Raw genomic sequence first — 19,151 nt, 5'->3', positions numbered from 1 at the left:
CTACATCCTGCGGGTAAAGGGGGCCATTCGCTGCTGCCGGCGCTTCTGCCAGGCTTTTCTGACCGAATGGCGCCACAGCAGGTTCATGCCGAAAAATCCCGCCAGGCCGAAAAACACCGCACAAATAAAACAGCCCAGCAGAAAAGCCGGCCCGATGGAGCCCAGACTGGCCACAATCCAGTCCCAGTTGGCCTGAAATTTAAACTCCTGCTCGGGTTGACCCAGTACCGCCACGCCCACCAGGTAGGCGCCGTAGAAAATCGGCGGCATGGTAAAGGGGTTTGTGATCCAGACGGTGGCCACAGACAGGGGCAGATTGACCCGGAAGGGGATGGCCAGCGCGGCCGCCAGCCACATCTGGAAAGGCACCGGCCAGAAGGCGAAAAACAGTCCCAGACCAAAGGCGCCGGAGGCTGAGCGGCGGTTCAGGTGCCAGAGATTGGCATCGTGCAGCAAGGTGCCAAACATCTTAAGGACCTTTTGCTGTTTGATTTTCTGGTGATCCGGCAAAAACCGCTTAATAATTTTCTTCGGCATAAAGCTCTCTGAGAAGGCTCATCTCTGTCTGCTGGGATTGGCCAGTGGGACAAGACAGACCTGACCTGTTACTACGGGCGACACTAATATGGATGTCTGGGTTTTCAGTTTTATTACAGGGAGCGTTTCGTCGCTTGTCTGGCCAGTGTTGCCCCCTGTGTGGTGTTTGCCGCTCCTGCTGCTGTTTGCACTGGTTTTGGCTTATCGATTCCGATTGATTCTGCTTTCCGGCCTTCTGACCGGAGCGGTATGGATGGCGAGTGTAGGCCATTGGCAGATTGCTTGGCAACTCCCCGCCGACAAGATTCGACAGGAAGTTACCTTAAGCGGACGGATAGAAAGTCTGACACAGACCGGTCCCCGACAGCGTTTCAATCTGCAACTGGACAGCCTCGACGGCCAGCCGGTGGGCTGGCATTCGCCGCAGATTCGACTGAGCTGGCAGTCGCCTCCCTGGCCGCTCAAACAGGGGCAGCGGGTCATACTCAGGGCCCGGCTCAAGCCGCCCCATGGCACAGTCAATCAGGGGGGATTCAATTATCAGCGCTGGTTGCTCAGCAGCGGCATTCGCGCCACAGGGTATGTGATCGGTAAGCAGGACAACCAACTGCTGGATGACAGCGTCAGCCTGCGTCAGCGCTGGCTGGACAGGTTGGCGGCCCTGGAACTGGAACAGGGGGCCTGGCTGGCAGCCCTGACGCTGGGCTACCGGGGGTGGCTGCAGCCCGCCGACTGGCTGTTGGTGCAGCGTACCGGCATTGCCCATCTGATTGCCATCTCCGGCCTGCACCTGGGCATTGTCAGTGGACTGGGTTACAGCCTGCTGGCCTGGGTGCTGGCCCGGGGGCTGGGAAGAGGGCGCCAGTCACTCAATCTGCATAAACTGGCCTTATCGGCGGCGCTCCTGCTGGCCTTGGCCTACGCGGCGCTGGCTGGTTTCAGTCTGCCCACGGCCCGGGCCTGGCTGATGCTGAGCCTGGTCATCATCCTGCTGTGGACCCACCGGCACTGGCGACCGAGGCGGCTGTTCCTGTATGCCATGGCTGCCTTTATCCTGCTGTTTCCGCTAAGCCTGCTTTCCTTAAGCTTCTGGCTCAGCTTTGCTGCCATCTTGATTATCTGGCTGGTGTTCTGGCGCTGGCCTGTGGTGCGTACGGATTTTTCCTTCGCCACTGCCGGGCTGTCGATGCTACGCATCCAACTGGCATTAAGCCTGTTGATGTTGCCGCTGGTGGCCTGGCAGTTCAATCTGGTGTCTTTTGCGGCGCCGCTGGTCAACCTGCTGGCGGTGCCGGTGGTGACCCTCCTGCTGGTACCGTTGTGTCTGCTGGCTTTGCTGACTCTGGTACTGGTGCCGCCACTGGGCGGTTGGCTGTTCGGCCTGGCCGATTCCCTGGTGGCCCTGGGTTTGTCCGCTCTGCGGTGGGCGGACGGATTGGCCTGGGCGGCCGTTAATATTGCAGCCATTCCGCTGGCAGTCTGGATCTGCTTTGCCCTGGCCCTGGTGGTCCTGTTCCTGCCCCGGCTGCCTTTTTCCCGGCTTCACGGGTTGTGGCTGTGCCTGCCGTTCTTAACCTGGACCCTGCCCGGTCGGGATCCGGCCTGGCATGTTGAAGTGCTGGATGTGGGACAGGGACTGTCGGTATTGGTCCACCGTCACGGTCAGGCCCTGGTCTATGATACGGGGCCGGCCTATCCGTCAGGTTACAATGCGGTTGAGGGGCAGTTGCTGCCGCTGCTTGGCAGTTTAGGCATCCGCCGGCTGGACTGGCTGTTTATCAGCCATCAGGATAACGATCATGCCGGCGGACAGTCGCAACTCTTACAGGCATTGCCGGTGCAACAACTGATGGCGGGGGAGCGTTGCCAGGCGCCCTGGACGGGCCTTTGGCAGGGACTGACCCTGACCCTGCTGTGGCCGCCGGCAGGGTTTGCCGGCAATGAAAATGACCGCTCCTGCATCCTGCATGTATCGGACGGCCGGCATTCCCTGCTGCTTCCCGGTGACATTGGTGCCTCAGTCGAACACCTGCTTCCAGCAGGTTCCCTTAAAGCCGATATTCTGCTGGCACCCCATCACGGCAGCAACACGTCGTCGTCGGGGCCCTTTATTCAGGCAGTGTCGGCCGCCCATGTGGTGTTCAGCCAGGGCTACCTGAATCGCTGGGGGTTTCCCGGACCCGAGGTGGTGGCCCGTTACCGCCGGGCCGGCGCCAGGCTCTATCAGACGGCAGAGGAGGGGCAGATAAGCTTTCGTATCGCCGACGGCAGGATTGAGGTTCGGACCTTCAGAGGGGATGTTGCGCCTTACTGGTATATGCGGTTGGGGAAGTAACAAGTAACAAGTAACAAGTAACAAGTAACAAGTAACAAGTGACAAGTAACAAGTGACAAGTAACGTGTGACGAGTGACAAGTGACGGGGATCCGGGTTGATGAAGTCGGTTCCACTATCAAGTCACAAGCTAATCGCCCGCGTATACGGCATAGCAAACTGCATTTTTTCCCTGGTTCTTGGCCGCATACATTAAGGCATCGGCCTGATTCAACAGTTCGTCCGTGGTTGCCGGGATTTTTGTGCAGGTCAGCACGCCGATGGAAAGTGTCACCGGCCAGTTATTCCGATGCATCTCGTTTAAGAAGTGCGCTTGAACATCAGAAATGACCAATTTGGCAGCCTCCATGTGGGTTTCCGGCAACAGGATGGCAAACTCATCGCCCCCTAAGCGAGCGAGTATATCGGTCTTCCTCAGTTGCCCCTTCACTTGTCTTACCGTAGTGGCAAGGAGCTGGTCGCCTGCAGCATGGCCCAGGCGGTCATTGATTGCTTTGAAGTTATCCAGGTCAATATAGGCGAGGGTGAGCGGGTGCTTAGAACGCTGCGAGCGGTCCAGTTCCATTTGCAGCAACTCCGCGAAGAATCGCCTGTTCACGGCGCCGGTAAGGTTATCGACGCGGGACAATTCTTGTTCCCGCTCAAGGGCTTGTCGTAAGGATGACATCAGCAGCGCCGTAATCAGGAATACCCCGAATCTGATGGTGGTGTTCCAGTACAAAATGGCGGGATGGGAATAAGGTTGTTCTGACAGTAAATCAGCCATCCCCCAGGCCAGGGCGCTGACAACCGAAGTGGCAAGACCGAAGCGTTTTCCGACGAACCAAGCCGCTAATGAAACCGGCAGCAAATAGAATAAAGAGAACGCCAGCTCATACCCCGTTACGATGTCGAGCAGGCCCACTCCTGCGACTAGGATAAATGCGACCACTGCCCAGAAGAGCCCTTTGTTCCTCTCCAAGAAGGGGAGTAGTCTCATTAATGCAGTTCCCTGTCAAAAGGCCCGATAAATGCCGTTGGTTGGACGATCTGAAAACCTGGGTATACGCTTGTTTGCCCGCTTAAACGGGGGCAGATCCAAGTGCAAGACTGCTGCTGGTATCCAGAATTGATGGTAGATATTAAAGCCAAGAAAGCCAAGCGGGCCCTAATACATTATCTTGGGGGAAAACCGTCCCCAGGCCTGTTGGTGACCAATCCCGTGCATCTGCTGCGCATTCCCAATAGACTGTGAGTCATTCGCGGAAGCACTTTGTTGGGTGATCCCTGCTCATTCCCTCAGTCAGGAACAGAAGGTTCCACGAAGACGCTGTTGCAACAGCCAATGCACTTTAAGCAAGACTTGACCCCGCCTCCCTTGCGGTGTTGTATGGGTTTGCTTTGATGCTGCTTAAGAAAGGACACATCTGGCGTTATGAACTTGCTCAATAAACTGTTGGTTACCCTGACCTGCGTCACGATGGCTGGGTGTTCAGGGCACAACACCGACTCAGGCGATGCCGCAATCGTTACCCGCCTGCAGCAGAGACTCCCGCCATTGATGCAGAAGGCGGAGATCCCGGGCTTGCAGGTGGCCTTAATAGACAATGGCGAACTGTCCTGGTCCGCTAGTTTCGGGGTGGCGGATAACCAGTTTAATGCTCCGGTTACAGAACAGACCCTGTTCGAAGCCGCATCCCTGAGTAAGCCCGTATTTGCCTATCTGGTGATGAAGCTGGTGGACGCCGGCCGGCTGGATCTCGATCGTCCTCTTTACACCCTGCTTGAAAATAAACGATTAACCCATGACAAGCGTCATCGCCTGATTACCCCGCGTCTGGTACTGACCCATACCAGCGGCCTGCCCAACTGGGGCGGTACGCCATTGGCATTTCGTTTCGACCCCGGCAGTACCTTCGGCTATTCCGGAGAGGGTTATCTGTACCTGCAACAGGCGGTGGAAACACTCACCGGGCAGTCCTTGCAGACCCTGGCCAGGGAGCTGGTATTCGAGCCCTTAGGCATGGACAGCTCGTACTATCTGCTTACCGACGACAAGGCGCCGCGGGCCCATGGCCATGACCGGGTTGGGGCGGTGGGACGTAAGGCCGGCGCCACTGCAGAAAACGCTGCGGCAAGCCTGGTGACCACCGCTTCCGATTACGCGCGCTTTATCGCCGCCTTGATGCAGAAAAAAGGACTGGCAGACAAGCTTGCGACCCTGATGATTCAGCCTGCCGTGAAAGCCGGGGATCCCTTTAATCCCGGTACGCCGGGCCAGGCTCCTATGTCCTGGGCCTTAGGCCTGGCAGCGGATGAAACAGATGACAAAATCCTGCTGTGGCACTGGGGAGACAATGGAGTGTTTCGGGCGTATATGGCCTTTTCTCCCAGGTTGCAACGTGGCGTGGTTTATCTGGCCAATTCGCAGAACGGCCTGACCCTTGTGGACGAGATCAATGCTATGGTTTTCGGCTCGGGCGGCAATATTGCCAAATGGTTAAATACAGAGCAATGGAACAACCCGGCGCGGTTACAGCGCCAGGAGTTGCTTACTATATTCCGCGATCAGGGCGAAGCACCGATGCTGGAAAAACTGGCAGCCCTGGCCTCTCCTGCACCTGAAGACAGGAACGAGGCAGTGCTGCTTCCACTGGCTGGGCTGCTGCAACAGATTGGTGCCAACAGCTCTGCGGTGAAAGTGTTGCATGTTGCACAGCAAAGTGCCCCAGATGACCCGGCGCTGAAGCAGGCGCTGGCCGAAGCACTGCTTGCCACAAAAGACTATCGGGGCGCCGCCAACGTGCTGCAAGAGGCGCTGATAATAGCGGACGACAAGGCAAAGGAGTCGATTCATCAACGGCTTGAGTGGATTCGCGTCTTTCTTGAAGCCAGGCCGCCGGCACAGATCGACCCGGCGGCACTTGTCGGAAGCTTCGGCGCACGCAAAGTCTGGGCACAAGGCGATGATCTCCTGTACCAGCGAGGGGAGGGGGCAATACACAAACTGCATCCCCTGACGCCCACCCTTTTTGCCGTCGGGGACCTTACCTCTTTTCGACTTCAGTTTACTATTGGTGAGGACGGTATCGCGGAGTCGGTCACTGGGTTGTATATGGACGGTAACCGGGATGAGTCACTAAGGGATCGATAATGCTATCCCGGAGATCACTATTCTAAAGGTATCGCCGGCTTGGAAAGCGGCCGCTGAAGAAAGCCGGCTCTTTACCTTGTGTGTCAGGTGAGATTCAGGAAAATCGGGGAGGTCAGCAAGACATGCTCCCCGCCCGCTGTTCGATGGACAGATTGGCCGTTACTTGGTGGCCAGTAGCTTGTTGGCACGCCCGGCAATTTCCAGCAGGGTACGGTGGGTGGCCTCGAGATCGGCCTCAGGAAGACCGGCAAACAAAGTGCCGGTAATGTCCTCAACTGACTTGCTGAGTTTCGCAAACAAACTCCGGCCTGCTTCGGTGTGCTGAAGTGCTCCGTCTGGTGCGCTCTGTAAGAGGGCTGCATCTGCGAGCCTGGCGATAGCGGCAAGCGCTTCGGCCTCACTGGCTACAACATGACCGGCGAGTTGTCGTTGCGCAATCTGTGATGGTGAAAGCGGCGTGCCGCCGGCGAACACCAATGCGGTCCAATGCGCGAAGGTGAGTCCCTCGGACGCCAGTTCGCGTTCAAGCAAAGCACGCATGGCACGTTCTGCATTACCGACAGAACGAGTTAAGGGCGGAGTAGTCATCTATTGGTCCTATTGAATTGAATGAAAGAAATCCTATGACACGAATTGTTAGAGCGCGCCCGTTAACTATTCATGCTGTAAGACATTAATGAGCTTGCCGAACGGGTCACGGATATAGAACCGCCTGACACCCCAAGGCTCAGTAACGGGTCCGTACTCAATCTTTATGCTTTCGTTGCGCACTCTCTCTAAAGCTGTCTCCAGGCAATCTACCTCTATAGATAGATCAGGAACGGGCGTGCCGGATCCACCTTCTGAGGCCACGCTTATCTGGGTGATCATATCTTCACCTGAGCTGTAGGTTCTTATCCATCCATGATCCATCACGATCTCGAGCCCAAAAATAGCCGAGTAAAATTTCTCTGCATCTGAGGGGTTGGCTGTCGCAATGTTGGAGACTATGCGTTTTACCTTCATCCTTGCCTCCCGCAAGCTGCGGCTCGTCGGGTTCTAAGCGTTAAAGGACGCAGAACCTAAGCACGCAGATTAAATTCCAGGTTTCGCGAATGTTACTACACAACTATTGGGACGTAGCAGCTTTATCCAACTGCACCGGATACTTAGCCGCAAAACCCGTTGCCCTGGCAAGCGTACGGATATGCCCGCTTCCTCAGAGTCAAGAAGAGCACTGAGAGGTTACTGCTTGTCAGTCTATAAAGTTCTTGGTGTAGATGCCGGTCACTATCCCGTCTGCCGTCATTATTCGCAGAGGGACAGACCCCATATCGCCAATAGTAATCAGATAAATCAGTTCTGAATCAGTATCAATGGAGGGTTCCCCTATTTTTTCTGTAAAGCTTGCCACCGGGGAACACAAATAAACCTGAAAACTGGAGGGAATATCACAGTTGGTGATAAAGAGCCTTCTTACATGGGTTCTCGAATCGTGATTGGTGGATAGCTCAATGGTTAAACCCGGATAGAAAAGCTGAGTGTAAGTTATTTTTCGGCCAGGTTTATGGCGGTCTTCATCTTTTCTTTTACTTCTATTTATCGGCTGCCCCAGCCTGTTGACGATATCAGTTTCTTTATGGCCAAAAACAAGAAATAACCTGTTTAACTCAGCAGGTTTGGAATCATGGTGGTAACGAATGTAAGAAGGGTTACTCCAAATGCTGATTCCAAGCGGCTTTGGGAATTTTTGGACTAAATTTCCTGTCGGCTCTGATTTCGAGTAGAAAGGAAAGATAAATGCGAATGCAGCCAGATATATGAAATTTCTCATGTGACATTATCCCTGTCTCAGAGTGACCATGTTATCAACTCTGCACAATGCAAATTATGGCTAGCCCTAGGACCGTTTAGTACCAAGATAGGATGTATCTGGTTATGTCGATCCTGATAATTAACTACGAGGTTTTTTCGGATGATTAACTAATGTCCTTTTTGAAATTATTTAGGGTCTACTAACTCTATTATTAAAGGATTAGTCCTAGTAAAGTGTTGATGAATATTATCACAGTACTCAGTCTTATTCGGTTGATACAGTTACCATATAGTCTTTTTGTATAAGCACTTTCTAAGCTTAAGGGAAAATCGTTTTGAGGCAAAAGTGATTTTTGTACCAAATAGTACAAGCTCATTGTACTGCCCTCATAACGAAGTTCCTTCCTCAATTCTTCAGCTTTGGATGCGGCGCTTACCCCTAAAAACAGAACAACAGAAAAGCTAATAAAAAAATTTGGTTCAATTCCGCTCCCGAAAAGAAAATGGTTAAATTATTCGGATACTAAAAACCGCAGATTAGTTTTATACAATTTCACTACTTACGCTTATTGCAAACATAGCGAACAAGATCAGACTTGCTAGAACCAGGCACCAATGATGCCCACTTGGAATTAGACCAGTCTTTAATAGGTTTCGATGGCGATTTCTTAGCGCCGTCTTCGCTGCTGCCACCCAGTTCAAAATATTGCTTAGAAGCACAATTCACGTTGAGTTTGGTGAAGTCAGTATAGGCATTGTCTTTCCCGATACGGCTAGATATTACAGTAAGTATTCCATCGCTGCCTTTTTCGCTACTTACAATGAAATAGGTCCCACTGTCGCCAGATGATGGAGCTCGATACATTTCATTGGCGACGACTGAAAAAGCACAGGCGAACGCGATGGTAAATATGATGTTCTTCATGATAGTGCTCCTTGTTGCATTAATGCGTAACGCGCGCCACACACGCGAACAACTTGTTGCGAGTCGAGCGCCCGTAAGGCGCTTTTAAGGTCATTACGGGGTCAGATCTTGCATCGAGGTCATTACGGGGTCAGATCTTGCATCGTGCACAATCTTCGCTTAAACCCACCCATCAAAGTGTCACCAGTAAACAATTTCTCCCACCTCCTGGTCAATTTTTTATGGGAGGCTGCTCTCACCCTGGGTGAAGAACCAAGTTTCAGCGGCCAACTGCATAGGCAGAGGGTCCGGCTGCAAACCTGTTACTTACAGATAGAGAAAAGGGTGGGAGGTATCGTCGGGTTGGCCTTCGCGGACCTTACACAGCAGGGAGGCTGTGTAAGAGACTACATGGAGGTACTGGTGGCGTGTCTGCGAAGGCCAATCCGGCGGTGCCTTTTGTCTTCTTTATTTGTCTCAACAGCTTTTCACCACAAAAAACACTAAAGACACGAAAGGGGGCTGTCGGTACTGCCCATAACCTGTGACTGACTGTTCGTGATTTTTGTGCCTTTTGTGGTCCGGTTAACCTTGCAGACAAAAAATAAGACGCGGGCAGGCAGAGGTCCTGAAAACCTCTTGCTGAATTGCTGGTGGGGTCTGACAAAGGTCCTGAATCCAGTTCAGGACGACGGAAGCTTTCAGCTTGGGGTCATGGGAGCTTGGCTTCAGGCCTTACATTTGACTTCCCCCTTACGCGCTCACCACCCGGCTCGGCCAGTAAGAGCAGTTTCATCAAAGCAGATTAAGGCCCGATTCTCGCGCTAGGAACGCCAAGCCGCTAAGGCTTAAGCTTTGCGTTTCCCTGCGTCTCTGCGTCCTCTGCGCGAGTAAAATGGATAACAGTCAGGGGACATCAGTGGTGTCAGATTTGGTCGAGACTGATTCAGTTTACTGAGCTTTATTGGTGTTGTCTGACTGAGGTCCTGATTCCGTCATGTTGAATTGATTTCAGTATCAAACGACGGAAGCTGATAGATCCTGGGGCCTGATAACGTCCAGTGAGGTGTTTAATAAATCAGCAGTGAGCTGTAACATCGCTGAATTCGTTTCACTCAACTTCGCCCTTTATCTGGTTAGGACGCCGCTTCTTGTTATGAAAATCTCCCTTTCAGCTATGCCCAAACTCATGCTGCTCCTCTTATTTGTGCCGTTGTTGTCCGAGGCTACTGCCCGGGCTCAGATTCCGGAAGCAGAAATCGATAATTTGTTTGCCAGTTACACGGAGGACACGCCAGGCATGGCGGTGGCCATTGTTAAGAATGGAGAGATCCTGTTCCGTAAAGGCTATGGTCTGGCAAATCTGGAATATGACATCCCGATCACTGCGCAAACGGTGTTTAATGTGGGCTCTGTCTCCAAGCAATTCACGGCCTTTGCGATTTATCTTCTGGCAGAGCAGGGCAAGCTATCGCTTGACGACGATATTCGCCACTACCTGCCGGAGATGCCCGATTTCGGCAAGCCCATCACTATTAAACATCTGTGCTACCACACCAGTGGGCTGAAGGAGCCCCTGGCGCTGCTGAGTTTTGCGGGGTGGCGGATGGACGATTACATCAGCATGGCGCAGGTAATACAGCTACTGAGCAGGCAAACCTCCCTGAACTTTGAGACGGGTACGGCTTTTCGCTACTCCAATGCAAACTATGTGTTGCTTGCTGAGATTGTGGCGCGGGTTTCCGGTGAGTCCTTTGCCGACTTTACGCGGAAAAACATTTTTGAGCCGCTGGGGATGCAGCAGTCTCAATTCTATGACGATAACGAACGGTTGATAAAGAATCGCGCCTATTCCTATGATTTTGAAGATGGCGAATTCAAAAAAGAAAAACTCAATGCCGCCTATGTTGGCTCCACAGCCCTCTATACCACCGCTGAAGACCTGGCAAAATGGAACGCCAACTTTTATGACCCTAAGGTCGGCAGTCAGGGGCTATTGGAAAAGTTTAACGCCCTTGCAACGCTCGACGACGGGACGCCGGCTCTGCTTTCCGCCGAACTGAACATTCAGCATGCAAAAGGGCAGTTTTACCGTCACTATCGCGGTATCGAGACCTACATTCATACCGGTGGCGATGCCTTCTTCCGCTCCTTCTTTGGCCGGTTTCCAGGGGAGGATTTAAGTATCATAGTGCTGAGCAACAGCCCTCATTTTGTCGCTTTTCCGACCGGCATTAAGTTACTGGAAATCCTGGTGGGGGATAAGATGCCCCCGGTTCCGGAAGACGCACCCGCGACACCGGCGCTTCCGGCTCAGTCATCGGACCCTGTTGCGAAACCTGAGCTGACTCAATACCAGGGCCGTTTTTTCAGCAATGAACTAAATTCCACCTTCGATGTGACGCTTCAGGAAAAGCAACTTTGGCTCAGACATTTCCGACTCCAGCCAATACCTCTTCAGCCACTGCCGGACAAAGCAGGGTTCAGCGGTCGCAACTACTATCCTTTTTCACTTTATTTCCACAAAGATAAGCAGGGTGAAGTGCAACAAATGGAAGTGCAGGACTTTCGTGGCGAAAAATTGATTTTTGAGAAGCTCTAGCGGGTGCTGGTAGGCCGAAGTCGCAATCGGAATGGCCGGTAATCTGATAAAGGCCCTGAACTAAATTCAGGGCGACCCAACACCCACACCCCCATAGCCGCCAGAGGCGGCTGACCTAACTCCTCACTCCTCACCCCTCACACCCAGTACCCCCTGTTACCCGTCACCCGTCCCTTGTCACCCAAACCAAAACATATTGATAGTTGGGGAATTATTACCTGGCGGTTACAATAGCCCCATTCCGCCTTAGACGGCGCTAATTGGATCCTGACCTATTCTAATGACTCAACAAAACCCGTCAGCCTCCGTGTTCAGACGCTTTTTGCGTTACCAGCGAGAATTCAAGCTGGCATTTGTCGTGGCCATTTTCGGCATGATTGGCTACTCGGCCCTGGACGCGCTGGTGTTTTCACAGCTCAAACCCCTGATCGATGAAAGCCTGGTCAAAGGAGACCACGACTACCTGCGACTGGCCGCCTATTTTGTGGTGCCCATCTTTATCCTGCGTGGCCTATTCAACTTTATGGGCAGCTACACCCTGGCCTGGATTGCCAACCAGGTGGTGATGCGTATGCGCCAGCAACTGTTCAACCAGTTTATGTACCTGCCGGTGGCCTTTCACGACCAGAATTCGGCCGGCAAGATGATCTCCAAGGTCATCTACGACACCGAACAGGTCACCAATGCCGCCGGTAAGGCGTTGCTGACCCTGGTCAGGGAAGGGGCGCTGGTGGTGGGCCTGTTGGCGGTGATGTTCTACTACTCCTGGCAACTGTCGTTGATCTTCCTGCTGATCGGGCCGGTGGTGGCCGGCATCGTTTCTGTGGTCAGCAAGCGTTTCAGGGAAGTCAGCAGGAGCATCCAGCAGTCCATGGGTAACCTCACCAGCACGGTGGAGCAGGTCATCAAAGGCCACAAGGTAGTGCTGATGTTCGGCGGCCAGAAACTGGAGGAGGAACGTTTTGCCCAGCGTAACAACCACAACCGCCAGCAGAACATGAAGCTCATCGTGTCACGCATCCTCAGCGAGTCGTCCATACAGATCATTGCCTCGGTTGCCCTGGCGGTGGTCTTGTATGTGTCCAGCCTGCCGGGCATGCTGGAGGAGCTGACGGCCGGTATTTTCACTACCGTGGTGTTTTGTATGATCATGCTGCTCAAGCCCCTTAAGCAGCTCACCACGGTTAACAGCGAGTTTCAGCGCGGCATGGCCGCCTGCACCAGCATTTTTGAGATTCTGGACGAGCAGCGGGAACAGGACAGCGGCAATATCCGCCTTCAGCGGGCCAGAGGCGAGATCCGCTTCGAAGGGGTGACCTTCGCCTATCCAGGCAAGCAGCAAAACGCCCTGAAAGACGTGACTTTTTCCGTCGCAAAAGGCCAGACTCTGGCGCTGGTAGGGCGCTCAGGCAGCGGCAAGTCGACCATCTCCAGCCTGCTCACCCGCTTTTACCGGGTGGAGCAGGGGCGGATCCTGCTCGACGGGCATGAACTCAACCAGATTCAGCTTCAGGATCTGCGCCGTCAGTTCGCCCTGGTGTCTCAGCATGTCACCCTGTTTAACGACAGCATTGCCAATAATATCGCCTATGGCGCCAGTGACACGGTCAGCCGTGAGCAGATTATCGAGGCGGCGCGTATGGCCCATGTGCTGGAGTTTGTCGACCAGCTTCCTGACGGGCTTGAGACCAATATCGGCGAGAACGGCCTGATGCTGTCCGGTGGCCAGCGTCAGCGTATCGCCATTGCCCGGGCCATTCTGCGCGATGCCCCCATCCTGATTCTGGATGAGGCCACTTCGGCCCTGGACACCGAATCGGAGCGGTTGATCCAAGATGCCCTGGAAAGCCTGCAAAAGGACCGCACCAGCTTTGTGGTGGCGCACCGGCTGTCCACCATTGAAAAGGCGGACAATATCCTGGTTATCGACCAGGGTCGTATTTTGGAGCAGGGCAGCCATCAGGACCTGCTGGACAAGGACGGCGCCTATGCCCAGTTGCATAAACTGCAATTTAACGAGGGGATCAGCGTCTCGTGAGGTGGTTGGAGAAACGTTGGTATCAGCCCGACTTGTCTATCTGGTTGCTGTGGCCACTGACATTGGTGTTCTGGTGCCTGTCGGCCCTGCGCCGCTGGCTTTACCGGGCAGGGATTAAGCACGTCGTTAAGCTGGAGGTGCCCGTCATCGTGGTGGGCAATATTTCGGTCGGCGGCACCGGTAAGACGCCACTGGTGATCCGTTTGTGCCAGTGGCTTAAACAGCAGGGTTATCATCCGGGGGTGGTCAGCCGCGGATACGGCGGCAAAGCCCCGGCTTATCCCTTCAGCGTGACGGCCGACAGCGATCCCGCTTTGGTGGGGGACGAACCTGTGCTGATCCGCCATCATCTGGGCTGTCCGCTGGTCGTGGACCCCGACAGGGTCAGAGGGGCCCGTTATCTTATCGACCAGAACAAATGCAATGTCATCGTCTGTGACGACGGCTTGCAGCACTATCGCCTGGGCAGGGACGTGGAGATCCTGGTGATGGACGGAGAGCGCCGACTGGGCAATCAGCATCTGCTGCCTATGGGGCCGCTGAGGGAAGGCCTCTGGCGGCTCAAAACGGTGGATTTTGTGGTGGTCAATGGCGGTGTGGCAAGATCCGGCGAGCATCTTATGGCACTGGAGCCCGGCCAGTTGGTAAACGTGAAATACCCCAGTCAGACCCAGTCCATTTCGGAACTGAAAAAGCCCGCCATCGCCCTGGCCGGTATCGGCAACCCCGAACGTTTCTTCAAATTGCTGGACAAGCGCCAGGTGAAGCTGAAGCAACGGCTGGTGTTTGCCGATCACTATCCGTTCAAGGCGGGCGATATCCCTGAGGATCTGGTGCTGATGACAGAAAAGGATGCGGTCAAGTGCCGTTCCTTCGCCAGCTCCCAATGGTGGTATTTACCCGTTAGTGCTAAGTTAACTGAACAATTCAAACAACAACTTTTGGACAAGATCGATGGCATTTGACAAGAAGCTGATGGACATCCTGGCCTGCCCTGTATGTAAAGGGAAACTGGACCTGAAACCGGACGCCAACGAACTGATTTGCCGCAACGACGGCCTGGCCTATCCCATCCGCGACAATATCCCCGTCATGCTGGAAAACGAGGCCCGTAAGCTGTCGCTGGAGGAAGTGGAAGCACATAAGGGCAAAGCATGAAATTCACCGTCATCATTCCGGCCCGTTACGGCTCAACCCGGTTTCCCGGTAAACCCCTGGTGGACATCCATGGTCAGCCGATGATCCAGCATGTTTACCAGCGGGCCCTGGAGTCAGGGGCCAGCAGGGTGGTGGTGGCTACCGATGATGAACGGATTGCTGAGGCGGTAGAGGCGTTCAATGGTCATTATTGCATGACCGGACGGCATCACGAGTCAGGCACGGAGCGGCTGGCCGAAGTGGTGGAGCGACTCGAGTTACCCGGGGACGAAATCATCGTTAATGTGCAGGGGGATGAACCCTTTATCCCGCCGGCCAATATCCAGCAGGTGGCGGAAAATCTCAATCTGCACGCCCAGGCGGAGATGGCTACCCTGGCAGTGCGCATCGAAGATGTGGAAGAGCTGTTTAATCCCAATGTGGTCAAGGTGGTGACGGACAAGCTGGGTCATGCCCTGTATTTCAGCCGGGCCACCGTGCCCTATGACAGGGCCAGGTTCCTGGAGGCCGACAGCATCGACGAGATAGGCGATTACTACCTGCGCCACATCGGCATCTATGCTTACCGGGTGGGCTTTATCCGGCAGTATGTCAATATGGCCCCCTCCGGCCTGGAGCAGATTGAATCCCTGGAGCAGCTCAGGGTGTTGTGGCACGGTGAGAAGATCCATGTGGATATCGCCGCCCAGACCCCGCAGACAGGTATCGATACGCCGGAGGATCTGGCCCGTATTCTGCGTAACCAATCAGCCTGAACAGGAGGGAGAAGATGGCAACCATAGTAATTACCGGCGCCAACCGGGGTATTGGTCTGGCGCTGACCCGACAGTATCTGCAACGGGGCGACAAGGTCTATGGACTGTGCCGCAGCGCCGGTGAAGAGCTTAAAACCAGCGGCGCCGAAGTCATCGAGAATGTGGATGTGGGGAGGCAGGCAGTCTGGCGGCGGGATTAAAACCCCTGGACGGGGTGCGCATCGATGTACTGATTAACAACGCCGGGGTGCTGGGGCGCGAAGACTTTGACAACCCGGATCCGGCCAGTATCGAACATCAGTTCAGGGTCAATGCCCTGGGACCTTTGCTGGTGACACAGCATCTGTCATCGAATCTGAGCAAAGGGGCCAGGGTGGCCATGATCACCAGTCGTATGGGATCCATGGCCGACAACGGATCGGGCGGCTATTACGGCTATCGTATGTCCAAGGCCGCCCTGAACGCGGCCGGGGTATCCATGGCACGGGATCTGGCCGGAAGGGGGATTGCCGTGGCATTGCTGCATCCGGGCTATGTGCAGACCGAGATGGTCAATCATGGCGGCGATGTGTCTGCCGAGGATGCTGCCGCAGGGCTGATTAAGCGTATTGACGCCCTGGGGCCGGATAACAGCGGCAGCTTCTGGCATGCCAATGGCGAGTCGCTGCCCTGGTAACTTGCAGCCTGAGATTAGCGCGAATAATTTATTTGGCACGCTTGTACTAAATTGAATTAGGCGTTAGCTTAATCTGATGACGCAAGGGCCGGTTGATAGTCTCTGCGCCAGATAAAGGGACGTTTGATAAGGTGTCAGGCAGTGCAAAAAGTCATAGTTCAGGGTTCATCCGGGTTGGACAGTCAGTGGCTGGAGAAGGTCCCGGTCGGCACCCGTATTGAAGTGCAGTTGCTTGACAGGCAGGAAAGTCGTTTCCACAGCGAACTGATTGGCTATCGTTTCGGCCGCTATCTGGTGATCCGCTTCGATGATACTGTGCTGACCAACAGCGCCAACGGCCTGGTGGCTATCTGTCGCTTTCTGGTCGAACAGCAACTGGGCGAATGTTTTGCCTTTAAATCCGAAATTATCAGTACCGTCTGGCGACCGGATAAAATCCTCTATCTGGCCTTTCCTGAAGAAATTCACCGCCGGGCACTGAGGGCAAAGAAGCGCCTGACCCTGGAGATTCCCGCCAGCATTCAACTGAATTCCGAGAAAGGCCGGGGTAAGCCCTTTGATGGCTTGCTTATCGATGTCTCTCCGGGCGGTTGCCGGTTTCAGTTCGAAGAAAGCCATACCGGGCGTAAGGTCAACCTGCTGCCCATTCTGGTGTCCATCCATTGCCAGCAGCGTGGCCTGGATATGCAGGTAGCGGGAATGGTGAGAAATTCCCGCATGCAGGACGGCCATCTGACCATAGGTATCCAATTCAGCGAAGCCCAGCCCGTTCTGGAAAACCTGGTTTAAGGGCTTTGCCTTTACCGCCGCATCCCTTAAAGTAATGGCATTTGAGATCAAAGAGTTATGCCATGGGCCCGTTAATGCTCGACCTAAAGGGGCACGAGCTTTCCAGTGACGAAAAAGACATCCTAGATCATCCCCTGGTGGGCGGGGTGATCCTCTTTACCCGCAATTACCATGACCCTAAACAGTTGGCCGAATTGATTCGCCAGGTCCGTCAGGCGGCACGCAATCCCGTGCTGCTTGCCGTGGATCAGGAGGGCGGCAGGGTAATGCGCTTCAGGCAGGATTTCAGCGCTCTGCCGGCCATGGGAGAACTGGCCAGCCGGACGGCAGGAGACATGGAACTGGCAGGACAATATGCCGACACATTCGGCTGGCTGATGGCCGCGGAAATACTGGCCATGGACATCGATATCAGCTTTGCTCCGGTGCTGGATATCCAGGGAGTGTCCAGCGTCATCGGTGATCGCAGTTTCCACTCCAAATCCCAGCATGTAATCGAACTGGCCAGCAAATTTGTTCAGGGCATGCACCGCGCAGGCATGAAAGCCACCGGTAAACATTTCCCGGGCCATGGCAGCGTGAAGGAGGATTCCCATCTGGCATTGCCCGTCGACAAGCGACCCGAGGCGGAGATCCGCAATTATGATATGCGTGTGTTCAGGGAATTGTTGCAGGCGGGGCTGCTGGACGCCCTCATGCCGGCCCATGTGGTCTACGAAAAAGTGGACAGCAAGCCGGCCTGCTTTTCCAGGCGTTGGCTGCGGGACATCCTGCGCAAGGAACTGGATTTTGACGGGGTCATTTTTTCCGACGACCTGTCCATGAAGGGGGCGGCCGTGATGGGCGACTACGGTCAGCGGGCCAGGGCGGCGCTGGATGCCGGCTGTGACATGGTATTGGTGTGTAATAACCAGGAGGGTGCCATCAAAGTGCTTGACGCTCTGCCTTCCAACTACCAGGCCAGTGACAGGCTCAAAGCCATGCAAAAAGGACCCGGTCGTTCTTTTGAAGCACTGAGAAATAACCCTGACTGGCAGCAGGCCCAACGGATACTGGAACGTTTTGATGCCCTTTAGGTTGCCTTTGTTGCTGGCCGGTCCGTTGCTGTCTGCGCTGTTGTGGATGCTGTTGTACCTGCAGGGGCAGCCCCTGCCAATCGTCTGGACCGCTTCCATCACATTACTGACCGCCTTTTACTGGATAACCGAGGCGCTCCCCATACCAGCCACTTCCCTGATTCCCTTTGCCGCTTTTCCACTGACCGGGGTGCTGACACATGCCCAGGCAGCGTCTTCTCTGGGCAGCCATGTGATTCTGCTGCTGATGGGGGCCTTTATGCTGTCCAAGGCTCTGGAGAAATCCAACGTGCACAGCCGCTTCGCCTTCTATATGGTGCGTTTGACCGGCGCCCACAGCGCCAGACGCCTGGTGCTTGGTTTTATGCTGACCGCCGCCCTGTTGTCCATGTGGGTGTCCAATACCGCCACCACCCTGATGTTGCTGCCTATTGCCCTGGCGGTGATACAGCGGGTTGAGGATCCGCGGCTGGCGGCGGCCGTACTGCTGGGTATCGCCTATTCGGCCAGCCTGGGCGGGGTGGGCACCCCTATAGGCACGCCTCCCAATATCATTTTTATGAGTGTCTACCAGCAGATGGAAGGGAAGCAGATCAGCTTCCTGCATTGGATGCAGTTCGGCCTGCCCATCGTATTGATTGCCATCCCCCTGATGGCCCTGTGGCTGACCCGGGGCCTGGGTCGCCTGGATAATCTGCAGATGCCGGCTTGCGGTCTCTGGCAAAGCAGCGAGCGGCGAGTCCTGCTGGTCTTCGGTTTGGTGGCGCTGGCCTGGATCTTCCGTCCCTACTGGACTGAGTGGGTGGGGTTGGAATCTGTAGGCGACAGCACCATAGCCCTGGCCGGGGTGGTGGCCATGTTCCTGACCCCCAGCGGCCAGGGCAAAGAAAAGCTCCTCGACTGGCCGACCGCCAACGATATTCCCTGGGGCATGCTTTTACTGTTTGCCGGGGGGATCTGTGTGGCCAAGGCATTTGATGCCTCGGGCCTGAGTGGGGCCATGGGTAACTGGCTGGCCGGTCTGTCCAGCCTGCCGGTCTTTGTCCTGATCCTCAGCCTGTGCCTGTTTGTGACCTTTCTGACCGAAATTACTTCTAACACGGCCACCGCTACTTTACTGATGCCAATCCTGGCCACTGCTGGGGTGGCGGCGGGTGTCGATCCCAAGCTGCTGATGATCCCGGCCGCCATCAGCGCCAGTTGCGCCTTTATGCTGCCGGTGGCCACCGCACCCAATGCCATTGTCTACAGTACCAACAAGGTGTCCATCCGGACCATGGCAAGGGAGGGGCTGGTCCTCAACCTCTTGGTGGCTGTGGTGGTAAGCCTGGTGGTGTACCTGGTACTGGCCTGAA

General features: G+C 54.9%; 16 protein-coding genes and 1 pseudogene. 11 read left to right on the top strand and 6 right to left on the bottom strand.

What is annotated here, in order from left to right; translation table 11 throughout:
* Positions 1–537: a DUF2062 domain-containing protein gene (locus J0A66_RS05395; protein WP_206572754.1), complete on the bottom strand. Its 537-nt coding sequence runs from the start codon at positions 535–537 to the stop codon at positions 1–3.
* Positions 538–625: 88 nt separating this feature from the next.
* On the opposite strand from J0A66_RS05395, the gene J0A66_RS05390 reads away from it, so the two are divergent.
* The gene (locus tag J0A66_RS05390; RefSeq protein WP_206572753.1) at positions 626–2,872 is read left to right on the top strand and encodes a DNA internalization-related competence protein ComEC/Rec2; all 2,247 of its coding nucleotides are present in this window, start codon (positions 626–628) and stop codon (positions 2,870–2,872) included.
* Between the two features lie 129 nt (positions 2,873–3,001).
* Here the strand turns inward: J0A66_RS05390 and J0A66_RS05385 are convergent, their stop codons facing one another.
* A complete protein-coding gene (locus J0A66_RS05385; protein WP_206572752.1) occupies positions 3,002–3,850 on the bottom strand; it encodes a GGDEF domain-containing protein in 849 nt (282 codons plus the stop codon).
* A 435-nt stretch (positions 3,851–4,285) separates the two neighbouring features.
* Here J0A66_RS05385 and J0A66_RS05380 point away from each other — a divergent pair, with 435 nt between their 5' ends.
* The gene (locus J0A66_RS05380; RefSeq protein ID WP_206572751.1) at positions 4,286–6,004 is read left to right on the top strand and encodes a serine hydrolase domain-containing protein; all 1,719 of its coding nucleotides are present in this window, start codon (positions 4,286–4,288) and stop codon (positions 6,002–6,004) included.
* A 159-nt stretch (positions 6,005–6,163) separates the two neighbouring features.
* Here the strand turns inward: J0A66_RS05380 and J0A66_RS05375 are convergent, their stop codons facing one another.
* From J0A66_RS05375 to J0A66_RS05360, 4 genes are all read right to left on the bottom strand, one after another.
* The gene (locus J0A66_RS05375) at positions 6,164–6,544 is read right to left on the bottom strand and encodes a winged helix DNA-binding protein (RefSeq protein WP_206572750.1); all 381 of its coding nucleotides are present in this window, start codon (positions 6,542–6,544) and stop codon (positions 6,164–6,166) included.
* Between the two features lie 114 nt (positions 6,545–6,658).
* Positions 6,659–7,009 carry a VOC family protein gene (locus J0A66_RS05370; protein WP_206572749.1) on the bottom strand — a complete coding sequence of 117 codons (351 nt, stop codon included), beginning with the start codon at positions 7,007–7,009 and terminating at the stop codon, positions 6,659–6,661.
* Positions 7,010–7,238: 229 nt separating this feature from the next.
* Positions 7,239–7,817: a hypothetical protein gene (locus tag J0A66_RS05365; protein WP_206572748.1), complete on the bottom strand. Its 579-nt coding sequence runs from the start codon at positions 7,815–7,817 to the stop codon at positions 7,239–7,241.
* A 537-nt stretch (positions 7,818–8,354) separates the two neighbouring features.
* The gene (locus tag J0A66_RS05360; protein WP_206572747.1) at positions 8,355–8,723 is read right to left on the bottom strand and encodes a hypothetical protein; all 369 of its coding nucleotides are present in this window, start codon (positions 8,721–8,723) and stop codon (positions 8,355–8,357) included.
* A gap of 1,135 nt (positions 8,724–9,858) precedes the next feature.
* Between J0A66_RS05360 and J0A66_RS05355 the strand changes: the two genes are divergently transcribed.
* From J0A66_RS05355 to J0A66_RS05315, 9 genes and pseudogenes are all read left to right on the top strand, one after another.
* Positions 9,859–11,304 carry a serine hydrolase domain-containing protein gene (locus J0A66_RS05355; protein WP_206572746.1) on the top strand — a complete coding sequence of 482 codons (1,446 nt, stop codon included), beginning with the start codon at positions 9,859–9,861 and terminating at the stop codon, positions 11,302–11,304.
* Between the two features lie 280 nt (positions 11,305–11,584).
* Positions 11,585–13,342, top strand: a complete 1,758-nt coding sequence (msbA, locus tag J0A66_RS05350) for a lipid A export permease/ATP-binding protein MsbA (RefSeq protein ID WP_206572745.1) — start codon at positions 11,585–11,587, stop codon at positions 13,340–13,342.
* Entirely contained in the window at positions 13,339–14,307 is a 969-nt protein-coding gene (gene lpxK / locus J0A66_RS05345) for a tetraacyldisaccharide 4'-kinase (RefSeq protein ID WP_206572744.1), read from the top strand. Before msbA ends, lpxK begins: the two co-directional genes overlap by 4 nt.
* The gene (locus J0A66_RS05340; protein ID WP_206572743.1) at positions 14,297–14,500 is read left to right on the top strand and encodes a Trm112 family protein; all 204 of its coding nucleotides are present in this window, start codon (positions 14,297–14,299) and stop codon (positions 14,498–14,500) included. Before lpxK ends, J0A66_RS05340 begins: the two co-directional genes overlap by 11 nt.
* Positions 14,497–15,255 carry a 3-deoxy-manno-octulosonate cytidylyltransferase gene (gene kdsB, locus J0A66_RS05335; protein WP_206572742.1) on the top strand — a complete coding sequence of 253 codons (759 nt, stop codon included), beginning with the start codon at positions 14,497–14,499 and terminating at the stop codon, positions 15,253–15,255. Before J0A66_RS05340 ends, kdsB begins: the two co-directional genes overlap by 4 nt.
* 14 nt (positions 15,256–15,269) lie before the next feature.
* Positions 15,270–15,931: pseudogene (locus J0A66_RS05330) on the top strand (SDR family oxidoreductase).
* A gap of 141 nt (positions 15,932–16,072) precedes the next feature.
* A complete protein-coding gene (locus J0A66_RS05325; protein ID WP_206572741.1) occupies positions 16,073–16,720 on the top strand; it encodes a PilZ domain-containing protein in 648 nt (215 codons plus the stop codon).
* 74 nt (positions 16,721–16,794) lie between these two features.
* Positions 16,795–17,796, top strand: a complete 1,002-nt coding sequence (nagZ, locus tag J0A66_RS05320) for a beta-N-acetylhexosaminidase (protein WP_206572850.1) — start codon at positions 16,795–16,797, stop codon at positions 17,794–17,796.
* Positions 17,786–19,150: an SLC13 family permease gene (locus J0A66_RS05315; RefSeq protein WP_206572740.1), complete on the top strand. Its 1,365-nt coding sequence runs from the start codon at positions 17,786–17,788 to the stop codon at positions 19,148–19,150. Before nagZ ends, J0A66_RS05315 begins: the two co-directional genes overlap by 11 nt.
* Position 19,151: the final 1 nt, after the last annotated feature.

The organism is Bowmanella dokdonensis, assembly GCF_017254865.1.
In the GTDB taxonomy this organism is placed as follows: domain Bacteria; phylum Pseudomonadota; class Gammaproteobacteria; order Enterobacterales; family Alteromonadaceae; genus Bowmanella; species Bowmanella dokdonensis.
The sequence above is the reverse complement of the archived record's forward strand: the minus strand, read 5'-3'. Positions and strand labels throughout refer to the sequence as shown.